General features: G+C 70.2%; 30 protein-coding genes. 27 read left to right on the forward strand and 3 right to left on the reverse strand.

Features of this window, described 5'->3' with window-relative positions; all coding sequences use genetic code 11:
• The first annotated feature begins 2 nt into the window (after positions 1 to 2).
• The 21 genes from Asi02nite_RS12015 to truA all read left to right on the forward strand — a co-directional run bounded on the left by Asi02nite_RS12015 (position 3) and on the right by truA (position 12,783).
• Positions 3 to 188, forward strand: coding sequence for a type Z 30S ribosomal protein S14 (locus Asi02nite_RS12015; RefSeq protein WP_033342853.1), 186 nt, complete (start codon positions 3 to 5; stop codon positions 186 to 188).
• Positions 189 to 261: 73 nt separating this feature from the next.
• Positions 262 to 669, forward strand: coding sequence for a 30S ribosomal protein S8 (gene rpsH / locus Asi02nite_RS12020; protein ID WP_203712557.1), 408 nt, complete (start codon positions 262 to 264; stop codon positions 667 to 669).
• A 17-nt stretch (positions 670 to 686) separates the two neighbouring features.
• The gene (gene rplF, locus Asi02nite_RS12025; protein WP_203712558.1) at positions 687 to 1,226 is read left to right on the forward strand and encodes a 50S ribosomal protein L6; all 540 of its coding nucleotides are present in this window, start codon (positions 687 to 689) and stop codon (positions 1,224 to 1,226) included.
• Positions 1,223 to 1,612, forward strand: a complete 390-nt coding sequence (gene rplR / locus Asi02nite_RS12030) for a 50S ribosomal protein L18 (RefSeq protein WP_203712560.1) — start codon at positions 1,223 to 1,225, stop codon at positions 1,610 to 1,612. Before rplF ends, rplR begins: the two co-directional genes overlap by 4 nt.
• 31 nt (positions 1,613 to 1,643) lie before the next feature.
• Positions 1,644 to 2,258 (forward strand): 30S ribosomal protein S5, encoded by a 615-nt coding sequence (gene rpsE / locus Asi02nite_RS12035; RefSeq protein WP_203712562.1) that lies wholly within the window; start codon positions 1,644 to 1,646, stop codon positions 2,256 to 2,258.
• Positions 2,258 to 2,440 carry a 50S ribosomal protein L30 gene (gene rpmD, locus Asi02nite_RS12040; protein WP_203700040.1) on the forward strand — a complete coding sequence of 61 codons (183 nt, stop codon included), beginning with the start codon at positions 2,258 to 2,260 and terminating at the stop codon, positions 2,438 to 2,440. Before rpsE ends, rpmD begins: the two co-directional genes overlap by 1 nt.
• Positions 2,440 to 2,883, forward strand: coding sequence for a 50S ribosomal protein L15 (gene rplO / locus Asi02nite_RS12045; protein WP_203712564.1), 444 nt, complete (start codon positions 2,440 to 2,442; stop codon positions 2,881 to 2,883). The genes rpmD and rplO overlap by 1 nt, the downstream gene beginning before the upstream one ends.
• Positions 2,884 to 3,113: 230 nt before the next feature.
• Positions 3,114 to 4,445 carry a preprotein translocase subunit SecY gene (gene secY, locus Asi02nite_RS12050; RefSeq protein WP_203712566.1) on the forward strand — a complete coding sequence of 444 codons (1,332 nt, stop codon included), beginning with the start codon at positions 3,114 to 3,116 and terminating at the stop codon, positions 4,443 to 4,445.
• The gene (locus tag Asi02nite_RS12055) at positions 4,445 to 5,098 is read left to right on the forward strand and encodes an adenylate kinase (RefSeq protein ID WP_203712568.1); all 654 of its coding nucleotides are present in this window, start codon (positions 4,445 to 4,447) and stop codon (positions 5,096 to 5,098) included. The genes secY and Asi02nite_RS12055 overlap by 1 nt, the downstream gene beginning before the upstream one ends.
• Before the next feature lie 18 nt (positions 5,099 to 5,116).
• Positions 5,117 to 5,977, forward strand: coding sequence for a type I methionyl aminopeptidase (gene map, locus Asi02nite_RS12060; protein WP_203712569.1), 861 nt, complete (start codon positions 5,117 to 5,119; stop codon positions 5,975 to 5,977).
• 37 nt (positions 5,978 to 6,014) lie between these two features.
• Entirely contained in the window at positions 6,015 to 6,809 is a 795-nt protein-coding gene (locus Asi02nite_RS12065) for a DPP IV N-terminal domain-containing protein (RefSeq protein WP_203712571.1), read from the forward strand.
• 137 nt (positions 6,810 to 6,946) lie between these two features.
• Positions 6,947 to 7,633, forward strand: a complete 687-nt coding sequence (locus Asi02nite_RS42730; protein WP_373312236.1) for an alpha/beta hydrolase family protein — start codon at positions 6,947 to 6,949, stop codon at positions 7,631 to 7,633.
• Positions 7,563 to 8,009, forward strand: a complete 447-nt coding sequence (locus Asi02nite_RS12070; RefSeq protein WP_373312237.1) for a DUF1707 SHOCT-like domain-containing protein — start codon at positions 7,563 to 7,565, stop codon at positions 8,007 to 8,009. Before Asi02nite_RS42730 ends, Asi02nite_RS12070 begins: the two co-directional genes overlap by 71 nt.
• A 190-nt stretch (positions 8,010 to 8,199) precedes the next feature.
• Positions 8,200 to 8,421, forward strand: coding sequence for a translation initiation factor IF-1 (infA, locus tag Asi02nite_RS12075; RefSeq protein WP_007073013.1), 222 nt, complete (start codon positions 8,200 to 8,202; stop codon positions 8,419 to 8,421).
• Between the two features lie 96 nt (positions 8,422 to 8,517).
• Positions 8,518 to 8,631 (forward strand): 50S ribosomal protein L36, encoded by a 114-nt coding sequence (gene rpmJ / locus Asi02nite_RS12080; protein ID WP_023358216.1) that lies wholly within the window; start codon positions 8,518 to 8,520, stop codon positions 8,629 to 8,631.
• Positions 8,632 to 8,783: 152 nt separating this feature from the next.
• Positions 8,784 to 9,164 carry a 30S ribosomal protein S13 gene (gene rpsM / locus Asi02nite_RS12085; protein ID WP_203700047.1) on the forward strand — a complete coding sequence of 127 codons (381 nt, stop codon included), beginning with the start codon at positions 8,784 to 8,786 and terminating at the stop codon, positions 9,162 to 9,164.
• A gap of 18 nt (positions 9,165 to 9,182) precedes the next feature.
• On the forward strand, positions 9,183 to 9,590 hold the full coding sequence (gene rpsK, locus Asi02nite_RS12090; RefSeq protein ID WP_030329919.1) for a 30S ribosomal protein S11: 408 nt from the start codon (positions 9,183 to 9,185) through the stop codon (positions 9,588 to 9,590).
• A gap of 14 nt (positions 9,591 to 9,604) precedes the next feature.
• Positions 9,605 to 10,231 (forward strand): 30S ribosomal protein S4, encoded by a 627-nt coding sequence (gene rpsD, locus Asi02nite_RS12095; protein ID WP_203712575.1) that lies wholly within the window; start codon positions 9,605 to 9,607, stop codon positions 10,229 to 10,231.
• Positions 10,232 to 10,329: 98 nt separating this feature from the next.
• Entirely contained in the window at positions 10,330 to 11,352 is a 1,023-nt protein-coding gene (locus Asi02nite_RS12100) for a DNA-directed RNA polymerase subunit alpha (RefSeq protein ID WP_090787972.1), read from the forward strand.
• A gap of 32 nt (positions 11,353 to 11,384) precedes the next feature.
• Positions 11,385 to 11,897: a 50S ribosomal protein L17 gene (gene rplQ / locus Asi02nite_RS12105; RefSeq protein ID WP_203712577.1), complete on the forward strand. Its 513-nt coding sequence runs from the start codon at positions 11,385 to 11,387 to the stop codon at positions 11,895 to 11,897.
• A gap of 55 nt (positions 11,898 to 11,952) precedes the next feature.
• Complete coding sequence (truA, locus tag Asi02nite_RS12110; RefSeq protein WP_203712611.1) at positions 11,953 to 12,783, forward strand: tRNA pseudouridine(38-40) synthase TruA; 831 nt, start codon at positions 11,953 to 11,955, stop codon at positions 12,781 to 12,783.
• Between the two features lies 1 nt (position 12,784).
• Here truA and Asi02nite_RS12115 read toward each other — a convergent pair whose 3' ends face one another.
• On the reverse strand, positions 12,785 to 13,534 hold the full coding sequence (locus tag Asi02nite_RS12115) for a hypothetical protein (protein ID WP_203712579.1): 750 nt from the start codon (positions 13,532 to 13,534) through the stop codon (positions 12,785 to 12,787).
• Positions 13,535 to 13,647: 113 nt separating this feature from the next.
• On the opposite strand from Asi02nite_RS12115, the gene Asi02nite_RS12120 reads away from it, so the two are divergent.
• From Asi02nite_RS12120 to Asi02nite_RS12135, 4 genes are read left to right on the forward strand one after another with little or no spacing between them, the layout of a single operon-like run.
• Positions 13,648 to 14,250, forward strand: coding sequence for a class I SAM-dependent methyltransferase (locus Asi02nite_RS12120; RefSeq protein ID WP_203712613.1), 603 nt, complete (start codon positions 13,648 to 13,650; stop codon positions 14,248 to 14,250).
• Positions 14,251 to 14,287: 37 nt separating this feature from the next.
• Positions 14,288 to 15,967: an ABC-F family ATP-binding cassette domain-containing protein gene (locus Asi02nite_RS12125; RefSeq protein ID WP_203712580.1), complete on the forward strand. Its 1,680-nt coding sequence runs from the start codon at positions 14,288 to 14,290 to the stop codon at positions 15,965 to 15,967.
• Positions 15,968 to 15,986: 19 nt separating this feature from the next.
• Positions 15,987 to 16,991, forward strand: coding sequence for a lysylphosphatidylglycerol synthase transmembrane domain-containing protein (locus Asi02nite_RS12130; RefSeq protein WP_203712581.1), 1,005 nt, complete (start codon positions 15,987 to 15,989; stop codon positions 16,989 to 16,991).
• A 37-nt stretch (positions 16,992 to 17,028) separates the two neighbouring features.
• On the forward strand, positions 17,029 to 18,168 hold the full coding sequence (locus Asi02nite_RS12135) for a glycosyltransferase (RefSeq protein ID WP_203712582.1): 1,140 nt from the start codon (positions 17,029 to 17,031) through the stop codon (positions 18,166 to 18,168).
• A 210-nt stretch (positions 18,169 to 18,378) separates the two neighbouring features.
• Here Asi02nite_RS12135 and Asi02nite_RS12140 read toward each other — a convergent pair whose 3' ends face one another.
• Together Asi02nite_RS12140 and Asi02nite_RS12145 are read right to left on the reverse strand one after the other, a co-directional pair.
• Positions 18,379 to 19,887, reverse strand: a complete 1,509-nt coding sequence (locus Asi02nite_RS12140) for an ArnT family glycosyltransferase (protein ID WP_203712583.1) — start codon at positions 19,885 to 19,887, stop codon at positions 18,379 to 18,381.
• Between the two features lie 11 nt (positions 19,888 to 19,898).
• Positions 19,899 to 20,852 carry a glycosyltransferase family 2 protein gene (locus Asi02nite_RS12145; RefSeq protein ID WP_203712584.1) on the reverse strand — a complete coding sequence of 318 codons (954 nt, stop codon included), beginning with the start codon at positions 20,850 to 20,852 and terminating at the stop codon, positions 19,899 to 19,901.
• A gap of 191 nt (positions 20,853 to 21,043) precedes the next feature.
• Here Asi02nite_RS12145 and Asi02nite_RS12150 point away from each other — a divergent pair, with 191 nt between their 5' ends.
• On the forward strand, positions 21,044 to 21,988 hold the full coding sequence (locus Asi02nite_RS12150) for an aldo/keto reductase (protein ID WP_203712615.1): 945 nt from the start codon (positions 21,044 to 21,046) through the stop codon (positions 21,986 to 21,988).
• Positions 21,989 to 22,082: 94 nt separating this feature from the next.
• Entirely contained in the window at positions 22,083 to 22,889 is an 807-nt protein-coding gene (gene thiD / locus Asi02nite_RS12155; RefSeq protein WP_203712585.1) for a bifunctional hydroxymethylpyrimidine kinase/phosphomethylpyrimidine kinase, read from the forward strand.
• Positions 22,890 to 22,961 lie beyond the last annotated feature (72 nt).

Here is a 22,961-nt window from a genome sequence, read left to right on the forward strand (position 1 = left end):
ACATGGCTAAGAAGGCGCTGATCCTCAAGGCTGCCGCGAAGCCGAAGTTCGCGGTCCGCGCGTACACCCGTTGCCAGCGCTGCGGGCGTCCGAAGGCGGTCTACCGCAAGTTCGGTCTCTGCCGGGTCTGCATCCGGGAGATGGCTCACCGCGGTGAGCTCCCCGGCGTGTCCAAGGCCTCGTGGTAAGCCACCACCCGAAATGCCGCTTCGCCGCAGGCCCTTGGCGGGGAACCACGGCGAGAAAGGTTGACGAGAACTCATGACGATGACTGACCCGATCGCAGACATGCTCACCCGTCTGCGCAACGCGAACCAGGCCTACCACGACCGGGTGACGATGCCCTACTCGAAGATCAAGGCGAACATCGCCGAGGTCCTCAAGAGCGAGGGCTACATCGCCACCTGGGCGGTCGAGGAGCCCGCCGAGGGCGTCGTCGGCAAGCGACTGGTCGTCGAGCTGAAGTACGGCCAGAACCGCGAGCGGAGCCTGGCCGGGATCAAGCGCGTGTCCAAGCCCGGTCTGCGGGTTTACGCCAAGTCGGATGGGCTCCCGCGGGTGCTCGGCGGTCTGGGCGTGGCGATCATTTCGACGTCCCAGGGGCTGCTGACCGACCGGCAGGCCCGCAAGCGGAGCGTTGGCGGGGAAGTCCTCGCCTACGTCTGGTAACCGGGGAGATCTGAGAAATGTCGCGAATTGGACGTAAGACGATCCCGGTGCCGACCGGCGTCGACATCACCATCAACGGCCAGACCGTCAAGGTGAAGGGCCCGAAGGGTGAGCTCAGCCACACGCTGGCCGAGCCGATCACCATCGAGCGCGAAGAGAACGAGCTCGTGGTCAAGCGCCCGAACGACGAGCGCAAGGCCAAGGAGCTGCACGGGCTCTCCCGTACGCTGGTGGCGAACATGGTCGTCGGGGTGACCGACGGTTACCGCAAGAGCCTGGAGATCGCGGGCACCGGTTACCGGGTCACCGCGAAGGGCAAGGACCTCGAGTTCGCGCTCGGGTTCTCGCACCCCGTGGTCGTTCCGGCGCCGGAGGGCATCACCTTCACCGTGGAGCGGCCGACGCTGTTCCACATCGCCGGCATCGACAAGCAGCAGGTCGGTGAGGTGGCCGCCAACATCCGGAAGATCCGTCCGCCGGAGCCCTACAAGGGCAAGGGCGTCCGCTACCAGGGCGAGGTCATCCGCCGCAAGGCTGGAAAGGCAGGTAAGAAGTGACCGCCACGCTACTCAAGCGCCGTCGCGGCGTCGCCGCGAAGCGGGCCGTGGGCCGGGCGCGTCGGCACTTCCGCGTCCGCAAGCACCTGGTGGGTTCGGCCGAGCGTCCGCGCCTGGTCGTCACCCGCTCGCTGCGGCACATCAACGCCCAGATCGTCGACGACGCCAAGGGTCACACCCTGGCTTCGGCGTCGACCATGGATGCCTCGATCCGGGGCACCGACGGCGACAAGAGCGCCCTGGCCGGCAAGGTCGGCGCGCTCCTCGCCGAGCGGGCCAAGGCCGCCGGCGTGTCGAAGGTCGTCTTCGACCGCGGTGGCAGCAAGTACGCGGGTCGCATCGCCGCGCTGGCCACGGCCGCGCGCGAAGCCGGGCTCGAGTTCTGACCCCGTCACATCTGAGAAAGGAAGGCTGCTGATGCCAGGTCAACAGCGCCGTGGCGGCGGGTCCGGTGGCAACGAGGGTGGTCGCCGCGACAACCGCCGTGAGGGCGGCCGCGGAAACGCGCCCGTCGAGAAGACTCCGCACCTCGAGCGCGTCGTCGCGATCAACCGGGTTGCCAAGGTCGTCAAGGGTGGTCGTCGCTTCAGCTTCACCGCCCTGGTGATCGTCGGCGACGGCGACGGCACGGTCGGCGTCGGGTACGGCAAGGCCAAGGAGGTGCCCGCGGCGATCGCCAAGGGTGTCGAGGAGGCCAAGAAGCACTTCTTCAAGGTGCCGCGGATCGCCGCGTCGATCCCGCACCCGGTGCAGGGCGAGGACGCCGCGGGCGTGGTGCTGCTCAAGCCGGCCTCGGCCGGTACGGGCGTCATCGCCGGTGGCCCGGTCCGCGCCGTGCTGGAGTGCGCGGGCATCCACGACGTGCTCTCCAAGAGCCTCGGCTCGTCCAACCCGATCAACATCGTCCACGCGACCGTGGCGGCCCTCAAGGCGCTCGAGTCGCCGGAGGCCGTCGCCGCCCGTCGTGGCCTGCCGGTCGAGGACGTCGCGCCGGCCGCGATGCTGGCGAGCCGGGCTGGGGTGAGCGTCTGATGGCGCGGCTGAAGGTCACCCAGGTCCGGTCCGAGATCGGGTCGAAGCACAACCAGCGGGAGTCCCTGCGGTCGCTCGGCCTGAAGCGGATCAACGACGTGGTGGTCAAGGAGGATCGTCCCGAGATTCGCGGGATGATCTTCACCGTCAACCACCTCGTGAAGGTCGAGGAGGTCGAGTAATGACCATCAAGGTTCACCACCTGCGTCCGGCTCCTGGCGCCAAGACCGACAAGACCCGCGTGGGTCGCGGTGAGGGCTCCAAGGGCAAGACCGCCGGTCGCGGCACCAAGGGCTCCAAGGCCCGCAAGAACATCTCGGCGGCGTTCGAGGGTGGGCAGATGCCCCTCCACATGCGGCTGCCGAAGATGAAGGGCTTCCGTAACCAGAACAAGGTCGTCTTCCAGGTCGTGAACCTGGACAAGCTGGCCGAGCTGTTCCCCAACGGCGGCGAGATCGGCCCGGCCGAGCTCGTCGACGCCGGCGCCGTCCGCAAGGGCCAGCCGGTCAAGGTGCTCGGCAGCGGCGACCTGGGTGGCGTATCTCTCCGTGTGTCGGCGCACGCGTTCAGCGCGTCGGCCAAGGAGAAGATCGCCGCCGCCGGTGGGGCCACCACCGAGCTGTAAAGCGCTCAGGGGCGCGGCGCGGGCGGTCGAAAGACCGTCAGGTGCCGCGCCCTTCCGGCGTTGATCCGGAGCGATCCGGACGGATATCGTTTTTGATGGATGGGTACGGCCAGCCGGTCGTCATCCGCGCCAGATAAGTTAGAGTCCGTTCCCGACAGGGTGTCGGCCCACTACCGACAGCCACCCCGGCCGCCACGACCCCGGCGGTCCGCTCGCGCAGGAGGAAGACGTTGCTCTCCGCATTTCTGAGTGCGTTCCGCACGCCTGACCTGCGCAAGAAACTCTTGTTCACAGTCGGGATCATCGCGATCTACCGGCTGGGTGCCACGCTGCCCAGCCCGGGCGTCTCCTACGGGAACGTGCAGAAGTGCATGGACCTGATGGCGACCAACAACGCGGGTGGCGTCTTCAACCTGCTCAACCTGTTCTCAGGTGGGGCATTGCTGTCACTTTCGGTCTTCGCGCTGGGCATTATGCCCTACATCACAGCGTCGATCATCCTGCAGCTGCTGACGGTCGTGATCCCACGGCTCGAGCAGCTCCGCAAGGAGGGTCAGGCCGGCCAGGCGAAGATCACGCAATATACGCGCTACCTGACGTTGGGCCTCGGTGTCCTCCAGGCGTCGGCGTTCGTCGCCCTGGCCCGCTCGGGCCAGCTGTTCAACAACATGTGCGACCAGTTCCCGATCGTGCCCGACGGCACGGGCATCCCGACCTGGGTCACCCTGGTGGCGCTCGTGATCACGATGACCGCCGGCACCGGCGTGGTCATGTGGCTCGGCGAGCTCATCACCGACCGCGGCGTCGGCAACGGCATGTCGGTTCTGATCTTCACCTCGATCATGGCCCGCCTCCCCAGCGAGGGCTGGCAGATCAAGATCAGCCAGGGCTGGTGGAAGTTCTTCCTGGTGATCGCGCTCGTCCTGCTGATCATCTTCTTCGTGGTCTTCATCGAGCAGGCCCAGCGCCGCATCCCGGTGCAATACGCGAAGCGCATGATCGGCCGGCGGATGTACGGCGGCACGTCCACCTACATACCGCTGAAGGTCAACCAGGCCGGCGTCATCCCCGTCATCTTCGGGTCGTCGCTGCTCTACCTGCCCGCCCTGCTGCTGCAGTTCTACGACCGCAACAACCTCAACGGCTGGCAGTCGTGGATCCAGAACAACCTGGTCGACCCGACGAGCTACATCTACATCACGCTCTACTTCCTGCTGATCATCTTCTTCACCTACTTCTACGTGTCGATCACGTTCAACCCGACCGAGGTCGCCGACAACATGAAGAAGTACGGCGGGTTCGTGCCGGGCATCCGGCCGGGCAAGCCGACCGCTGAATACCTGGACTACATCCTGAGCCGGATCACCCTTCCCGGCGCGCTCTACCTGGGTGTCATCTCGATCCTGCCGAGCTTCTTCTTCATCTGGCTCGACCGTCAGCAGTACATGAACTTCCCGTTCGGCGGCACGGCCGTGCTGATCATGGTTGGCGTCGGCCTGGAGACGGTCAAGCAGATCGAGAGCCAGCTCATGCAGCGGAACTACGAAGGGTTCCTGCGCTAGTGCGACTTGTTCTCGTAGGTCCTCCGGGTGCGGGAAAGGGGACGCAGGCCGAATTCATCGCCGCGCACCTCGCCGTGCCCAAGATCTCGACCGGGGACATCTTCCGCGCGAACGTCTCCCAGGGCACGCCGCTCGGCGTGGAGGCCAAGCGCTACATGGACGCCGGCAAGCTGGTGCCCGACGAGGTGACCATCAACATGGTCCGGGAGCGGCTCGCCGAACCCGACGCCGGCGAGGGCTTCCTGCTCGACGGTTTCCCGCGTACGACGCCCCAGGCGGCCGCGCTCGACAAGCTGCTGGCCGACCTGGGCACGGCGCTCGACCTCGTGATGGAACTCGTGGTCGACGACGACGAGGTGATCCGGCGGCTGTCCGGCCGCCGGACCTGCCGCGGCTGCGGCAAGATCTGGCACGTCGAGTTCGACGCGCCGTCCCGCGAGGGCATCTGCGACCGCTGCGGCTCGGAGCTGTTCCAGCGCGACGACGACAAGGCCGAGACGATCGCCAAGCGCCTCGTGGAATACGCCGAGAAGACCGCGCCGCTGGTCGACTACTACGGCGCACAGGGCAAGCTGGTCGGCATCGACGCGACCGGGCCCGTCGAGGACGTCACGGTCCGGGCGATCGACGCACTGCGGTCGTACGGCGGATAAAGCAGTTAGTCTCGATTGATGCGCCGACACCAGCTGAACATTCAGCTGAAGACCCCTGAGCAGATCGACCTGATGCGGCGGGCCGGGCTCGTCGTGGCCAACGCGTTGGCCGCGATGCGGGCCGCGGTCGCGCCGGGCGTCAGCACCGCCGACCTCGACGCGATCGCCGAGGGCGTGATCCGCGACGCGGGCGGCGTGCCGTCGTTCAAGGGCTACCACGACTATCCGGCGTCGATCTGCTCGTCGGTCAACGAGCAGATCGTGCACGCGATCCCCTCGCCGAAGCAGGTGCTGCGCGAGGGCGACCTCGTCTCACTCGACTGCGGGGCCGTCCTCGACGGCTGGCACGGCGACGCGGCCATCACCGTGCCGGTCGGCGAGACCGACCCGGCGCTCGTCCGGATGGCGGAGGTCGCCGAGGAGTCGATGTGGGCGGGCATCGCGGCCGCGGCCCGCGGTGTCCGCTCGGGCCGCGGGCGTCTGACCGACATCAGCCACGCGGTGGAGACACGGGTACGCGCCGGCGGGGGCCGCTACGGCATCGTCGACGGCTACGGCGGGCACGGCATCGGCACCGAGATGCACCAGGACCCGCACGTGCTCAACCACGGCCGCCCAGGCCGCGGCATCAAGCTCAGCCCGGGCCTCTGCCTGGCTATCGAGCCGATGATCACAATGGGCTCACCACGCACGGTCGAGCTCGAGGACGGCTGGACGGTGGTCTCCCGCGACGGCTCGGTCGCCGCGCACGTGGAGCACTCGATCGCCCTGCTCGACGACGGCGCCTGGGTACTGACGGCCCCGGACGGCGGCCAGGCCCGCCTCGGCGACCTCCTCTCGGCCCGCGCCACCGCCCCGTCACCGTCCACCTCCTCCTGACCCTGGAGCGACGCCCCGACCCGATCTAGGTTGGGGCATGGACTTCCCGGAGTCGTCGGCGCGGACGCGCCGCTTCACTCTCGGCGTGCCCAACCGGTTCGCGATCCGCCGCGACGGGCGCCAGGTGCTCTTCACCCGCTCCCGCGCCGGTGACGACCCGGTCGCCTGCCTCTGGGCCTACGACGTCGCGACCGCGCGCGAGCGGCTCCTGCTCGACCCGGCCGACCTCGGCCTCGACGAGACGGCCCTGCCGGTCGCCGAACAGCGCCGGCGGGAACGGACCCGGCAGACCGGCCGGGGCGTGACCGCGTTCGCCGCGGACCGCGGGCAGTCAGTGGTCGCCCTGGCCCTGGGCGGCGAGCTCGTCGTGGTCGAACCCGGCAGCGGCGCCGTCCGGACGCTGGACACCGGCGGCGGCGTGGTCGATCCCCGCCCGGACCCGTCCGGCCGGCTCGTCGGCTACGTCCGTGCGGGCGGGCTGCACGTCGTCGGCGTCGACGGCACCGGCCACCGCACATTGGCGGCGCCGGACGGCCCGGTGGTTTCCTACGGGCTGGCCGAACACGTCGCGGGCGAGTCGATGCACCGTGACCGGGGTTGGTGGTGGTCGCCGGGCGGCCGCCGCGGCGCGGTCGCCCGGGTCGACGAGAGCCAGGTCCAGGTCTGGCACATCGCCAACCTCGCCGACCCGCTGGCCGCACCCGTGGCGCTGCGCTATCCGGGGGCCGGCACCACCAACGCCGACGTCTCGCTGCATGTCGTCGACCTCGACGGCGGCCGACGCAACGGCACGTCTGGCTCTGGACCGCGGACACCGGCGCGCGCTGCCTGACCCGGCCGGGCGGCGTACACGACGGCCTGCGCGCCGGTGGCACCACCGTGCTGGTCAGCCGGTCCGCGAATGAGCAGGCGACCCGGGTCACTGTCGACGGCACAGGCGTGATCACCTCTCGCGCCCTGACCGCGCCGGTGACACCGCGGTTCGACCTGTTCGAGGCCGGCGACCCGCGCCTGCGTACCGCCGTGTTGTTGCCGAGCGGCCACCGCGCCGGCGACAGACGGCTGCCGGTCCTGCTCGACCCGTACGGCGGCCCCGCGATGCAGCGGGTGGTCGACGCCCAGTTCTCCTATCTCACCGCGCAGTGGTTCGCCGACCAGGGCTTCGCGGTCGTGGTGATCGACGGCCGGGGCACGCCCGGCCGAGGTCCCCGCTGTGAGAAGACGGTGCACGGCGACTTCGGCGCGGCCGCGCTGGAGGACCAGGTCACCGGCCTGCACGCCGCGGCCGAGCGGCGGCCGACCGTCCGCACCAGGTGCTGGCGCTGCCCACGAGCAGCCACTTGCTCAACGGTATGGACGCGGCGCATCTGCTGCGAGCGGAGCACGCCTTCCTGCGGGACACCCTCGGTCAGGAGGGGTAGCTGGGACCACAGGCGAAACGGCCTTGCGCAATTCGCGGAGACATTCATGAGACCGCACGTTCACGGCCGCCCGGTGGCATCCTCGAACTATGGACCGGCGTCAGATGCGGGCGGGCGACGCGGAGCGGCAGAACGTCGCGGACCAGCTCCGGGCGGCCCTCGAACTGGGGCGGCTGGACCTCACCGAGTACGACGAGCGCCTGAGCAGGACGTACGCGGCCAAGACCTTCGGTGATCTCGACGGGATTCTCGACGACCTCCCGGACACCGTCGCCCCTACCGCCGGCTCGCAGCTCATGGTCCCCAGGCGTCACGACAGCCTCGTCGCCGGCCCCGACGGCCGCTTTCCGAACGCCACCGCCCGTTGGCTCGCGCACACCTGGGACGGCTACTTCGCCACCGTCGCGATCGTCGTGGCGATCTGGGCCGTGCTGTGCCTGATGACCGCCGAATGGCTCTATTTCTGGCCCGCCTGGGTCGCCGGTCCCTGGGGCGCTGTGCTGCTGGTTTCCACCCTCGGTGGGCTCGCCAGCGGCGAACCGCAGAAGTGGGCCGCCGAGCGGGCGCGCGAACAGAAGCGCAAAATGGCCAAGGAAGACGACGAGGACTGACCGCGACCGGCGCCGGTTTGGCGTCGATGCGTTCGCCCGCGTAGTATCTACTGTCGGCGCACAGCGTCCGCTCTGTCATGCCCGCCACGCGCTTCGGCGGTCGACAGGGCCCGCGGCTGGCCTGAGCGATCCCTCGCTCGGGAGACTCTGTGCATCGATCCGGAACACCGACGTCAGGACAGCGGAGGATATGCCGAAAAAAGACGGGGCCATCGAGATCGAGGGTCGGGTCATCGAGCCATTGCCGAACGCCATGTTCAGGGTTGAGCTCGCCAACGGCCACAAGGTTTTGGCTCACATCAGCGGCAAGATGCGGCAGCACTACATCCGTATCCTGCCCGAAGATCGGGTCGTGGTGGAACTTTCGCCCTACGACCTGACCCGTGGGCGCATCGTCTACCGCTACAAGTAACACCTGGCGACGGGGTCCCAAGTCCCCGTCCGTTACGACGGTCCGGCAATGCCAAGTGCGGCGCCGCCGGGCGTTGATGGGAAGTAAAGGCAAACCGTGAAGGTCAAGCCGAGCGTCAAGCGAATCTGCAACAAGTGCCGCGTCATCCGCCGGCACGGCCGGGTCATGGTCATCTGTGACGACCCGCGCCACAAGCAGCGCCAGGGCTAGTCCCCGGCGGCACCAACTGAACAAGCTCGTCCCAGCCGCGGGAGCACATGGCGCACTCGTGGCAGACCCCTGGTCGGAGGCCAGGGCCCGCGCGGGCACGCGGGGTGGGATGGGCACAGACCTCCGCGAACACACGAGGAGTACGCCCGCGCATGGCACGTCTAGCCGGCGTCGATCTCCCGCGCGAAAAGCGCATGGAGATCGCGCTCACTTACATTTACGGGGTCGGTCGGACCCGCGCCAAGGAGGCCCTTGGCGCGACCGGCGTTTCCCTGGACAAGCGTGCGAAGGACCTCACGGACGAGGAGCTGGTCCAGCTCCGCGACTACATCGAGGCCAACTTCAAGGTTGAGGGCGACCTGCGCCGCGAGGTCGCCGCGGACATCCGCCGCAAGGTCGAGATCGGCACCTACCAGGGCATCCGGCACCGCCGGGGTCTCCCTGTCCGTGGGCAGCGCACTCGTACCAACGCGCGCACCCGCAAGGGTCCGAAGCGGACCGTCGCCGGCAAGAAGAAGCCCGGCAAGAAGTAATAGGAGCGCAGAAGACTTATGCCACCGAAGGCTCGTGCCGGGGCCGCTGTCAAGAAGGTCCGGCGCAAGGAACGCAAGAACGTCGCCCACGGGCAGGCGCACATCAAGAGCACCTTCAACAACACCATCGTGTCGATCACCGACCCGACCGGTGCGGTCATCTCCTGGGCCTCCGCCGGCCAGGTTGGCTTCAAGGGCTCCCGCAAGTCGACTCCGTTCGCCGCGCAGCTGGCTGCCGAGGCCGCCGCGCGTCGGGCCATGGAGCACGGCATGCGCAAGGTCGACGTGTTCGTCAAGGGCCCCGGCTCCGGCCGGGAGACCGCCATCCGTTCGCTGCAGGCCGTGGGCCTCGAGGTCGGTCAGATCGCCGACGTCACCCCGCAGCCGCACAACGGTTGCCGTCCGCCGAAGCGTCGTCGGGTCTGAGAGGTTAGAGAGAGATGGCTCGTTACACAGGTGCTGACTGCCGCCGCTGCCGGCGGGAGAAGATGAAGCTGTTCCTCAAGGGCAGCAAGTGCGACGGTCCGAAGTGCCCGTTCGAGTCCCGGCCCTTCCCGCCCGGACAGCACGGCCGCGGCCGCACCAAGGAGACGGAGTACCTGCTCCAGCTTCGTGAGAAGCAGAAGGCCCGCCGCGTGTACGGCGTGCTGGAGAAGCAGTTCCGCGGTTACTACGAGGAAGCGGTCTCGAAGAAGGGCAAGACCGGTGAGGTCCTGCTCCAGATCCTCGAGTCCCGTCTCGACAACGTGGTCTACCGGGCCGGCCTGGCCAAGTCCCGCGACCACGCGCGTCAGCTCGTCAAGCACGGCCACTTCGTGGTCAACGGCAAGAAGGTCGACATCCCCTCGTACCGCGTCAAGGAGCACGACATCGTGCAGGTGCGGGAGAAGTCGCAGGAGCTGACCCCGTTCATCGTGGCTCAGGCCGAGGCCGGTGCGAAGACCGTTCCGGCGTGGCTCGAGGCCATCCCCAGCCAGCACAAGGTGCTGGTGCACACGCTCCCGGCCCGCCAGGTGATCGACACCCAGGTCCAGGAGCAGCTGATCGTCGAGCTCTACTCCAAGTAGCGCTCGGTGGCCCCGCGCCGCCGTCGCGAGACGGCGGCGCGGGGCAACCACAGGCGACCGTCAAATAGTGGGCGGTCCCGAACGAAGGAAGAAACGAAGTGCTCATCACCCAGCGGCCGACCCTCTCCGAGGAGTCGATCAGCGAAACTCGTTCCCGGTTCACCATCGAGCCGCTCGAGCCCGGCTTCGGCTACACGCTCGGCAACTCGCTCCGGCGCACCCTGCTCAGCTCCATCCCGGGCGCGGCCGTCACCAGCATCAAGGTCGACGGTGTGCTGCACGAGTTCACGACCATCCCGGGCGTCAAGGAGGACGTCGTCGAGCTGGTCATGAACGTCAAGGAGCTGTGCGTCAGCTCGGAGCACGACGAGCCGGTCAGCATGTACCTGCGCAAGCAGGGCCCGGGCGACGTGACGGCGGGCGACATCCAGCCCCCGGCCGGCGTCTCGGTGCACAACGCGGACCTGAAGCTCGCCACGCTCAACAGCAAGGGCCGGCTCGACATGGAGCTGACCGTCGAGCGGGGTCGTGGCTACGTGACCGCGAACCAGAACAAGAGCGCGGGTGCCGAGATCGGCCGGATCCCGGTCGACTCGATCTACTCGCCGGTGCTCAAGGTCACCTACAAGGTCGAGGCGACCCGTGTCGAGCAGCGCACCGACTTCGACCGGCTGATCATCGACGTCGAGACCAAGCCGTCGATCGGCCCGCGCACCGCCCTGGCATCCGCCGGTTCCACCCTGGTCGAGCTGTTCGGCCTGGCCCGCGAGCTGGACGAGACCGCCGAGGGCATCGACATCGGCCCGTCGCCGCAGGACGCGCAGCTCGCTGCCGACCTGGCGCTGCCGATCGAGGAGCTGGACCTCACCGTCCGCTCGTACAACTGCCTCAAGCGCGAGGGCATCAACACCGTCGGTGAGCTCATCGGGCGCACAGAGGCCGATCTTCTGGATATAAGGAATTTCGGTCAGAAGTCGATCGACGAGGTCAAGATGAAGCTCGCCGGCATGGGTCTGGGCCTGAAGGACTCGGCGCCCAACTTCGACCCCGCGCACGTCGTGGACTCCTTCGGCGAGGTTGACTACGACACGGACGACTACCGCGAGACCGAGCAGCTCTGACACCCCGCTGCGACACCTGAGGAGCACCAACGATGCCCACGCCCACGAAGGGTCCCCGCCTCGGCGGTAGCCCGGCGCACGAGCGGCTGCTGCTGGCCAACCTGGCCACGGCGCTGTTCCGGCACGGGAAGATCACCACGACCGAGGCCAAGGCGAAGCGCCTGCGCCCGCTCGCCGAGCAGCTGATCACCAAGGCCAAGCGCGGTGACCTGCACGCCCGGCGCCGGGTGCTGACCGTCGTCCGGGACAAGGACGTGGTCTTCGCCCTGTTCGATGACATCGCCCCGCGGTACGCCAGCCGGAACGGCGGCTACACGCGGATCATCAAGACCGTTCCCCGCAAGGGTGACAACGCGCAGATGGCGATCATCGAGCTCGTCGAGGAGCTGGTCGAGGCCCCGACCGCGCCGGCGAAGAAGGCGGCCCGCAAGGCCGCCGCGCAGCAGGACAAGGTCGAGGCGCTCGCCCGCGAGGAAGAGCCCCCGACCAGCGCGACGTCGACCGAGGCGCCGGTGGCGACCGAGGCCAAGGACGACGACAAGTAAGCAGCACGGCAACGACGTTGAGGGCGCCCTTCGCGGGGCGCCTTCTTCGTCTCATCTGGGGGTACGCGTGCGCGCGCGACTGGACATCGCCTACGACGGCACCGACTTCTCCGGCTGGGCGGTGCAGCCGGAGCGGCGTACCGTCGCGGGCTCCCTGCTCGCGGTCCTGGAGCAGATCCTCGGCGCCGGCGTGGCCACCGGCCTGACCGTGGCCGGCCGCACCGACGCGGGCGTGCACGCCACCGGCCAGGTCGCACACGTCGACCTGCCCGACGCGGTCTGGGCCGCGACCGGCCCGACCCTGCTGCGCCGGCTGGGCGGCCTGCTGCCCGGCGACGTCCGGGTGACGGCGCTGGCCGAGGCACCGGCCGAGTTCGACGCCCGGTTCTCGGCGACCTTCCGCCGCTACCAGTACCGCGTCACCGACGCGCCCTGGGGCGCCGAACCGCTGCGCCGCCGGGACACCCTGGCCTGGCCCCGCACGCTCGACGTGGGCCTGCTCAACGCCGCCGCCGCGGGTCTGGTGGGCGAGCACGACTTCGCCGCGTTCTGTAAGCGCAAGGAGAACGCCACCACGGTGCGCGAGGTGACCCGGCTCGACTGGCACCGGGTCGCCGCCGACGGCGTGCTGGTGGCGACCGTGCAGGCCGACGCGTTCTGCCAGGCGATGGTGCGCAGCCTGGTCGGGGCGATGCTGGTCGCAGGTGACGGCCGCCGCCCGCCGGAGTGGCCGGCGGCCCAACTGACCCGGCGCGAGCGCAGCAGCGCGGTGACCGTGGCGCCGCCGCACGGCCTGACGCTGGTCGAGGTGGGCTATCCGGCGGACCCGGGCGCGCTGGCGGCCCGCGCGGCCGCCACCCGCCGCCTGCGGGTGCCGGCGGAGTAGCTCAGCACCCCGCGGCGTCGCCGCAGCCGGCCGCGCGGCGGTCGAGGACGCTGGTGCGCAGGTAGCGCTCGATGAGGTCCGACAGGATCTGCCGGGCGATCGGATCGTCCGGATAAATCTTGCCGCCGTCCGTGCGCGCGATCACCGCGTACGCCAGGAAATGGCCCCTGACGTGCCAGCCGTGCTGGGTGTTGTCCCGGGCCAACCCGCCGGTGCCCTGGCCCGCCGGCAGGCCGCGTAGCCGACCGGCCTCGGCGTCGAGCAGGGGCTTGATCCCGCTGTGCACGGTGTCGGCGCCGGCCGAGTCGGCGAGGTTGAGCAGCCCGGCGGTGATGACGTAGCGGCCGTCGGGGGAGCGCAGCGTCGCCCGGACCACCTGGTTGCAGCCGGCCGCCTCGAGCAGCGGCACGACCTCGCCCTCCGCCACGACGGAACAGCGCTGCAGGGCCTGCACCCGCAACACCCGGTACGCGGACCCCGCGACGACCTCCGTGCCGGGGAAGACCTCGGCGGTGGTCAACGGGCGGGGGTCGTCCGCCCGCGAGGACAGTTCGCGCAGCACGGTGGCGGCCGCGGGTTGCCCGGTCACCTCGACGCCGGCGACCGGCGGGTCGTCGCCGGCCACCAGGTAGGTGCCGTACCCGCACAGGGCGAGCAGGGTGAGCGCCGTGAGCACACACGCCGGGCGCAGCTGTCGGGGCGGCTGCCAGTCCGGTGAGCGCCAGGCCGCGAGAAGGCGGCGGAGAAGCACGCGGGCCACGCTAGGCGGTGCCGGCGCTCCCATGGCCGCGATCGCGGCGGCGCAAGCCGAACGGGTGGCGCCCGTTCGAGTGACCGAGCGCGCGGTGGGCGAGAATGCGGGGCGTGACCGGCGACCACTACTTCACCGCTGAACCCTCCGAAGCGACCGCGGGCGCCGAGCGCACCGTCGAGTTCGCCGCCGGTGGCCACGAGTTCCGGCTGCGGGCGGCGGGCGGCGTGTTCTCCGCGGGCCGGCTCGACCCGGGGACGGCGGTGCTGCTGCGCAAGGCCACGCTGCCCGGGCCCGACACGACCGGGGATCTGCTCGACCTCGGCTGCGGGTACGGACCGATCGCCTGCGTGCTGGCCACGGTCGCGCCGCGGGCGACCGTGCACGCCGTCGACGTCAACGCGCGGGCGCGGGCGCTGGCGGCGGTCAACGGCGAGCCCCTGGGCGTGCGGGTTTCCGCGCCGGAGGAGGTCGCCGAGTCGGTCCGGTTCGCGCAGATCTGGTCCAACCCGCCGTTCCGGGTCGGCAAGACCGAGTTGCACGCGCTGCTCGGGAGGTGGCTGGAGCGGCTCACGCCGGACGGCGTGGCGTGGTTGGTGGCGGGCCGGCACCTCGGCGGCGACTCGCTGCACAAGTGGCTGGTCGACGAGGGTTGGCAGGTGACCCGGCAGGCGAGCCAGAAGGGCTTCCGGGTGCTGCGCGTCGCCCGGAATTAGGGCGACGGGGACCGGGCTCGTCCGGCACCATTTCGGCGTGGGTTACATCGATGTCGCCGGGGTCGGGCATGTGCTGCCCGACGGCCGTGAGCTGTTCGCCGACGTCTCGTTCCGGGTGGGCGAGGGTGCCAAGGTCGCGCTGGTCGGGCCGAACGGCGCCGGCAAGACCACGCTGCTGCGGATGGTCGCCGGCGACCTGCCCGTGCGCACCGGTGTCGTGGCCCGGTCGGGCGGGCTCGGCGTCATGCGGCAGTTCATCGGCATGGTCGGCGACGAGACCACGCTGCAGGAGCTCGTGCTCTCGCTCGCGGCGCCGCCCCTGCGCGCGGCCGGCGAGCGGCTGGCCACGGCCGAGGCCGCCATGCACGCGGCCGAGCTGCGCGGCAAGTTCAGCACCGCGGCGGGCAAGGCACAGGTGGCGTACGCGGACGCGCTGGCCGCCTGGGGCGAGTCCGGTGGCTACGACGCCGAGGTGCTCTTCGACACCGTCTCGACGATCGTGCTCGGCAAGCCGTGGGAGTCGGTCCGGACCCGCCCGGTGCGGACCCTCTCCGGCGGCCAGCAGAAGCGGGTCGCACTCGAGCTGCTGCTCCGCGGCGCAGACGAGGTGCTGCTGCTCGACGAGCCCGACAACTTCCTCGACGTGCCCGGCAAGCGCTGGCTCGAGGCCCGGCTGCGGGAGTCGGCCAAGTCGGTCCTCTACGTCTCGCACGACCGCGAGCTGCTCGCCCAGACCGCCGACCGGGTCGTCGCGGTCGAGGGCGGCAGCGCCTGGGTGCACCCGGGCGGCTTCGCGTCGTGGCACGAGGCCCGGGTGGCCCGCCACGAGAAGCTCGAGGAGGACGGGCGGCGCTGGGAGGAGGAGCACCAGAAGCTGCGCGAGCAGATGCTGATGTACAAGCAGAAGGCGGCCTACAACTCCGACATGGCGTCGCGCTACCGGGCCGCGCAGACCCGCCTGCGCAAGTTCGAGGAGGCCGGGCCGCCCCCGACACCGCCGCGCGACCAGGACATCCGGATGCGGCTGACCGGTGGGCGCACCGGCAAGCGGGCGGTGATCTGCTCCGAGCTGGAGATGGACGGGCTGACCTACCCGTTCGACCTGGAGCTCTGGTACGGCGACCGGCTGGCGGTGCTCGGTGCCAACGGCACGGGCAAGTCGCACTTCCTGCGGCTGCTGGCCCGGGGTGGCACCGACCCCGACCCGGCCAACCTGCCCGTCGACGGCGGCGAGAAGCTCGCCCCGGTGGCACACGGCGGCGTGGCCCGGCTCGGTGCGCGGGTCCGGCCGGGGCACTTCTCGCAGACGCACGACCGGCCCGAGCTGGTCGACCGTACCCTCGTCGAGATCCTGTGGCGGGGTGACGAGCACCGCGGCGGCCTGGACCGGCACCAGGCGATGAAGGTGCTCGGGCGCTACGAGCTGGCCGGGCAGGGCGACCAGCGGTTCGGCACGCTGTCGGGCGGCCAGCAGGCGCGGTTCCTGGTCGTCCTGCTGGAGCTGTCCGGTTGCACGTTGCTGCTGCTCGACGAGCCCACCGACAACCTCGACCTGGCCTCGGCCGAGGCGCTCGAACAGGGCCTGGCGGCGTTCGAGGGCACCGTGATCGCGGTGACCCACGACCGCTGGTTCACGCGCTCGTTCGACCGGTTCATCCGCTTCGCCGGCGACGGGGAGGTGACCGAGACCCCGGAGCCCGTCTGGGGTGACGAGTGAGACTGAGTATCGTGCTCGTGTGACCACCCCGGTGAAGAAGCGGAAGTCCGTGCTACGCCGGGTCGCCGAGATCGTCATCACGGTGGCGTTCGTGGCGTACGTCGGCTACGCGGTGAGCAAGCGGTGGGCCGAGGTGCGCACCGTGATCGGCGACCTGTCGGCCGCCGCGATCGTGCTGTCCCTGCTCGGGGCGCTGGTCGCGGTCTGGTTCTCGTTCCTGAGCTGGCGGGTGCTGCTCGCCGACTTCGGCAGCCAGGTCCCCCTGGCCGGCGCGATGCGGATCTTCTTCGTCGGTCAGCTCGGCAAATACCTTCCCGGCAAGGTCTGGCCGGTGCTGACCCAGATGCGGCTCGGCAAGGCCTACCAGGTGCCGGGGCGCTCGTCGGCCGCCGCCGTGCTGATCACCATGTTCATCTCGCTGGGCACCGGACTGCTGCTCACCGCCGTGGTGCTGCCGGTGCTCGGGGGGCAGGCCTGGGACGACTACTGGTGGACGCTGCTGACCGTGCCGGTCGCCGTCGTGGTGCTGCTGCCGCCGGTGCTCAACCGGCTCCTGGCGCTGGCCATGCGGCTGGCCCGGCGCGACCCGATGCCCAAACCCCTGTCGGCCCGGGCGATCGGGCTGGCGGTGTTCTGGTCGGTGGCGAGTTGGGTCTGCTTCGGCGCGCACCTGTGGGCGCTGCTGCTCGACCTCGGCGCCGGTGGCTCCGACCTGATCGTCAAATCCGTCGCGGCGTACGCGGGTGCCTGGTCGATCGGGTTCCTGCTGGCGATCGCGCCGGCCGGTCTCGGCCCGCGCGAGACGGCGCTGGTGGTGCTGCTGGCGGGGTCGGTGACCGAGCCGGTCGCGCTGGTGGCCGCGCTGGTCTCCCGACTGCTGATCACGGTCGCGGACCTGTTCTGGCCGGCGGTCGCGCTGCTGGGCAACCGCCGGCAGCGCCGGCCGATCGTGACGGCGCCCGACATCGACACGGTCCCGGACCCGGCGCAGCCGGCCGCTCCAGCCGCACCGGCCGCGCCCTGATCGTCCGGTTTCTGCGCTGGTCCGTTAGGCTTTCGCGATGCGTTGGCTCGCTTTCGGCACCTACGACGTGCAACGGCACCCCCGGGTCGGCGTCCTGATCGAGGGCCTCCGGGCGGCCGGTGACGAGGTCGTCGAGGTCAACGTCCCGCTCGCACTCGACACAGCCGGGCGCGTCGCGATGCTGCGCCAGCCGTGGCGGCTCCCCAAGCTGGCCTGGATGCTGGGCCGCTGCTGGACCCTGCTGGCCGTGCGCGCCCGGCGCGCGCCCGCGGCCGACGCGGTGCTGGTCGGCTATCTCGGGCACTTCGACGTGCGGCTGGCCCGGCGGCTGTTCCGCCGCACCCCGATCGTCCTGGACCACCTGGTCTCGGCGGCCGGCACGGCCCACGACCGGGCATTGACCGGCGGCGGGGGCGGGCTCAAGGCCAAGCTGATGCGCTGGATCGACCGGGGCGCCCTGCGCTGCGCCGACGTCGTCGTCGTCGACACCGACGAGCACCTGGCGGCGCTGCCCGCCGACGCCGCCGCGCGGGGCGTGGTGGCGCTGGTCGGCGCGGGTGCGCAGTGGTTCGCGGCCGGTGCCGCGCGGCCTGTCGCGGATCCTTCGCGGCCGCTCAAGGTGGTCTTCGTGGGGCTGTTCACGCCGCTGCACGGCACCGAATATCTCGGCGACGCGCTGGCCCGGCTGGCCGGCGACGCGGACATCGCCGTGACGATGGTGGGCAAGGGCCAGGACTACGCGGCGTGCCGCGCGGCCGCGGCCGACAACCCGCGGGTGACCTGGCTCGACTGGGTCGACGCGGCGGACCTGCCGGCGCTGGTCGCGGAGCACGACGTGGCGCTCGGCATCTTCGGCACGACGGCGAAGGCGCAGAACGTGGTCCCGACCAAGGTCTTCCAGGGGGCCGCGGCGGGCTGCGCGGTCGTCACCTCGGACACGGCACCGCAGCGGCGCACGCTGGGCGACGACGCGCTGTTCGTGCCGGCGGGCGACGCCGAGGCTTTGGTGGCGATGTTGCGCTCGCTGGCTTCGGACCGCGCGCTGCTGGCGTCGTCTCAGCACAAGGCGGCGGCCCGCGCGGCCGACCGGTTCGCGGCCGCCACCGTCGTCGAACCGATCCGCGCCCGCGCGGCCCAGTCACCCGCCACACCGCCTGCGATGCAGCAGACCTACTGAGCCGGACCCGACACGACCCCGCTGACGCGCTGAGCCGGTTTGTCAGCCCCCGCGGTTGGGGTGTGTGCCGCGGGCCTGGCAGCGGAGCGGTGTCTGGCGGGAGCAACGGTCGTGCGCACCGCGGACCCGAGCAATGAATCGGCATTTGATCGTGCGAAACGAAAACCGCCGCCTCCGAAGGAGCGGAAGCGGCGGCGTTCGTCGTGGTCGCTATGGCGTGACGACGGCGGCCTTCAGGTCTGACATGTGGAAGAAGGCGTAGGTGCCGCGCTTGTCGACCGCGCGGTCGCCGATGTTCTTCGGGAGCCACTTCGGGACCTTGCGGAGGTCCATCAGCACCAGGTCGGTCGGGTTGCCGTCGTTGGCGGCCAGTTTCTCCGGCGTGACGTCCTGGGGCTTGAGGCTCCAGTAGTACGCGTACCAGCGCGGGACCGAGAGGCCGCCGCCGGCCACCCAGGCGAACTTCTGGCCCGGGGCCGGGTCGTGCGCCACGACCAGTTTGCCGACGTTGGCCGGGTCCGAGACGTAGACGCGGTCGATGCGGCCCGTGACGACCACCAGCAGGGCGGCCAGCAGGGCCAGGCCGGCCGCCGCTGTGCCGATCATGGTGAAGCGGGCCTTGACCTTGCCGTCGAGCCAGGTCAGGACGCGGTCGAGGAGCACGCCCATGCCGACCAGGCCCAGGATCAGCAGCGGGTAGTTCCAGTAGTCGTGGATGTAGGCGCCGTTGTTGAGGCCGAACGTCCAGAACGCGTTGAACAGGAGCGCGAAGCCCATGTAGAGCCGCGTGCGCTTGTCCCACAGGCCGGCCACCGCGCCGAGGACGAGCAGCAGCAGGTACCAGTTCGGGAGCAGCGCGCCGAGGCTCTGCCGCTGGCGGCCGAGGAACTGCTCGGCCGTGAAGGTGCCGCCCTGCGTGCGGTATTCGGCCTGGCTGGTGAGGTCGTGGATGCCGCTCACGCCGACGATGAAGGTCAGGCTGATCAGCACGCCCAGGACCATCGAGGCGCCGACCCAGAGGACGACCTTGTCGAGCTTGCGGCGGCTGATCCACAGCCACAGGCCCATCGCGCCGGCGAAGCCGATGCCCGGCCAGGAGATCAGGGTCGCGAGCAGGCCCGCGGCGCAGGCGATCACCAGCAGCCAGCGCGGCGGCTGGTAGTCCTTGCGCCGGAGCACCACCACGATCGCGGAGATCAGCAGGATCGGGCCCAGGTCGAACATGATCGGGCTGTAGACCCAGAAGAACGCCGTGGACGCCATCAGGCCGACCGCGAGCAGCGTGGCCGACCAGCGGATGCCGAGGCCGCGCAGCAGTGCCGCACCGGCCGGGACGACCAGCAGGGCGAGCAGGAACGGCGCGAGCCAGATCTCGATCGGCTGCTCGCCCGGGAACAGGCTGAACAGCGCGGTCAGGATGTTGAGGCCCGGCGGGTGATGCGCGTACGGGGTGTTGCTGTACGGCATCCAGTCGGCGCCGAAGTCCGAGCCGACGATGCCCTGGTCGTGCAGGTTGGCGACGTGCAGCGCGTACCGGCTGATGATCCGGCCCGGGTGGTTGTCGCCGAACGGCAGGTTGATGCGGGGGATCCAGGTCGCCGCGACCGTCAGGCTGATCGCGGCGACGCCGATCCAGCCCCAGCGGTCCTCGCGGGAGAGCTTGGACCGTGGCGGCTCTTCGGTTGTCTCGTCGGGTGGGGCGACGTCGGTGACGGTCACGGGTGGTCAGCCTATTCGGAACGGGACCGCACGATGAGGTCGGCCAGCAGGGCTACGGCCGTGATGATCAGTCCGGCCATCAGGAGCATCACCGTGTTGTTGGCGACCCGCACCGGGTGGGCGATCACGTCGTAGATGATCTTCACCAGGCCGATGCCGACCAGCCACAGCGCCGGCGGCATCAGCACCTTGAGCGGGTTGAAGTACATGACCATCCGGACGACCTGGAGGATGTAGCGGTAGGCGTCGCGGACGAAGTGGAACTTGGACGAGCCGGCGCGCTTCGCGTAGTCGATCGAGACGTACCGCACGTCGTGCTGGTTGTGCAGGAACGCCATCGTGATCGTCGTCACGCAGGAGAAGCCGGGAGGCAGCAGGCGCAGGTACGGCAGCGAGACGTCGCGCCGGAACGCCCGCAGGCCCGAGTTGAGGTCGGGGATCTTCACGCCGGTCAGCCGCTCGGCGATCTTGCGGATGATCCACTTGGCCGGCACCCGGAGGAACTTGTGCGTGCCCTGCTCGCTCGTCCGCGCACCGACCACCTGGTCGATGTTCTGGTCCTTCTCGAGCAGCTGGACGAGCTCCGGGATGCGCTCGTTGGGGTAGGTCATGTCGGCGTCGGTCCACACGACGATCTCGCCGCGCGCCTGCTGCGTGCCGATGCGCCGGGCCGTGCCGGAGCCGCCGTTGCGGTGGAAGGGCATCACCCGCAGGCTCGGGAAGCGCAGTTCGGCCTCGCGCAGGACGGCGAGGGTGTTGTCGGTGGAGCAGTCGTCGATCGCGAGCAGTTCGTAGCTGTAACCGCTGCGGTCCATCGCGGCGGAGATCCGTTCGATCTCCTTCAGTACGTGGTCCTGCTCGTTGTAACACGGCAGCACGACCGTCACGTCCAGCCGCTCCGGCGCCGTGACGTCTGATGATTCCAGCGCGGCGGACCGCTGCTGGAACCTGTTGGTTGCCGTCATTCCGGCCCACGCTCCCATCGGGGGCGACCGAAAATGGGTGGCCGCCGCAAGGTGTCAGACTCTAGCAATGCCCGCGCAAAGGATAGTGCCACGCGTTGCGGCGCGGGTTAACGGCCGACACCGTCGCCCATGGTGTGTAAATGGGCGCGCGGCGTGACAGAACCACTTTTACGGAGTGCCGCGTGAGCACCATGAGCTATCGGCGGCTCGGCGAATCGGGACTGGTCGTCTCCGTCGCCGGCCTCGGCTGCAACACCTTCGGCCGCGATATCGACGAGCCGTCGGCACGGGCGGTCGTCGATGCCGCGCTCGACCTGGGGATCAATTTCTTCGACACGTCCGACACCTATGGCGGGCCGGGCCACGAGCTTTCTGAGCTTTTTCTGGGTACGGCGCTCAAGGGGCGCAGGGACGACGTCGTGGTGGCGACGAAGTTCGGGAAGCCGATGTCCGGCCTGAACGGGCCGGACCATGGCGCCCGGGGTGCCCGCCGCTACGTGCTGCGGGCCGTCGAGGCCTCGCTGCGGCGGCTCGGCACCGATCACATCGACCTCTACCAGATGCACGAGCCGGATCCGCTGACGCCTGTGGAGGAGACGCTGTCGGCGCTCGACGATCTGGTGACGGCGGGGAAGGTCCGCTACATCGGGTGCTCGAACTTCGCCGCCTGGCAGGTCGCGGACGCCGCGTGGGTGTCGCGTACCCGGGGGTGGGCACCGTTCGTCAGCGTGCAGAACCATTACAGCCTGCTGAACCGGTCGATCGAGGCCGAGTTGGTGCCGGCGTGCGCGCGGTTCGGGCTCGGGGTGCTGCCGTTCTTCCCGCTGGAGAGTGGGCTGCTGACCGGGAAGTACCGGCGTGGCGTCTCCGCCCCGTCGGGGACGCGGCTGACGAAGGACCGGTTCGCGCACCATCTGGCGTCGGCGCCGTGGGATCGGCTCGACGCGCTGCGGGCGTTCGCGGAGGAGCGGGGCGTTACGTTGCTCGACGTCGCGCTGGGCGGTCTGGCGGCGATGCCGGCGGTCGCGTCGGTGATCTCCGGTGCGACGACGCCGGAGCAGGTCCGCTCGAACGCGGCGGCGGTGGGGTGGCAGCCCTCTCCCGCGGATCTTCGTGCGTTGCGTGCCCTGAGGTGATTTGCCGCGCGCCTGTCGATCGATAGTGCGATTTAGTCCGTTGCCTGTCCCGTCTCTCCTGCTACCCGTGTAGGACGAGAGGCGGGAGGACCCCATGACACCACTCGCGGTGCTCGCGATCGGCGGTTCGGACTCCAGCGGCGGATCCGGGCTGCAGGCGGATGTGAAAGTGTTCGCGGCCATGCGCCTGTACGGCGCGACGGTCGCGACCTCGGTGACGGCGCAGAACACCCGCGGCGTCCAGGACGTGTTCGAACTCCCCGGCAACGTCGTGTCGGCCCAGCTGTCGGCGGTGCTCGAGGATCTGCCGATCAAGGCCGTCAAGGTCGGCATGCTGGCAACGGCCGAGGCGGCCGCGGCGGTGACCGCCAAGGCCCGGGCGGGCGTGCTGCCCAACCTGGTCGTGGACCCGGTCCTGGAGGCGGCCGCCGGCCGCCGCCGAGGAGTAGTCAGCGCGCTGGAGCGCCTGTTGCCGTTCGCGGCGGTGGCAACCCCGAACCGCGACGAGGCGTCGGCGCTGGTGGGCTGGCAGGTCTCGACACCGGCCGACATGGCGGGGGCGGCGGCGCAGATCGCCTCGAACGGCCCGAAGTACGTGGTGGTAACGGGCGGCGACATGGTCGCGGGCGACGAGGCGGTGGACGCGGTCTGGACAGACGCGGGGGCGCGGTTCCTGCGGTACCCCCGGGTCCAGACGCGCAACAACCGCGGCACGGGCTGCACGTTCTCCGCGGCGATCACATCCCGCCTGGCCCAGGGCGACGACGTCTTGGAGGCGTTGGTGGCGGCCAAGGAGTATGTGACGCGGAGTTTGGTTGGTGCTCGGGACTGGGATCTGGGGAACGGGAGTGGGCCACTCAACCATTTCGACTGGCCTACGTTCGCGGCGTTCTCGGCTTAGATCCCGCCGGTCCTGGTAGGCGGCCGGCGCCGGGTGCTGCGGTCCGTGCCGCGCGGCGGTCCGCGCCGGGTG

Origin of the sequence: Asanoa siamensis, from assembly GCF_016862555.1 — a bacterium.
GTDB classification, from domain to species: Bacteria; Actinomycetota; Actinomycetes; order Mycobacteriales; family Micromonosporaceae; genus Asanoa; species Asanoa siamensis.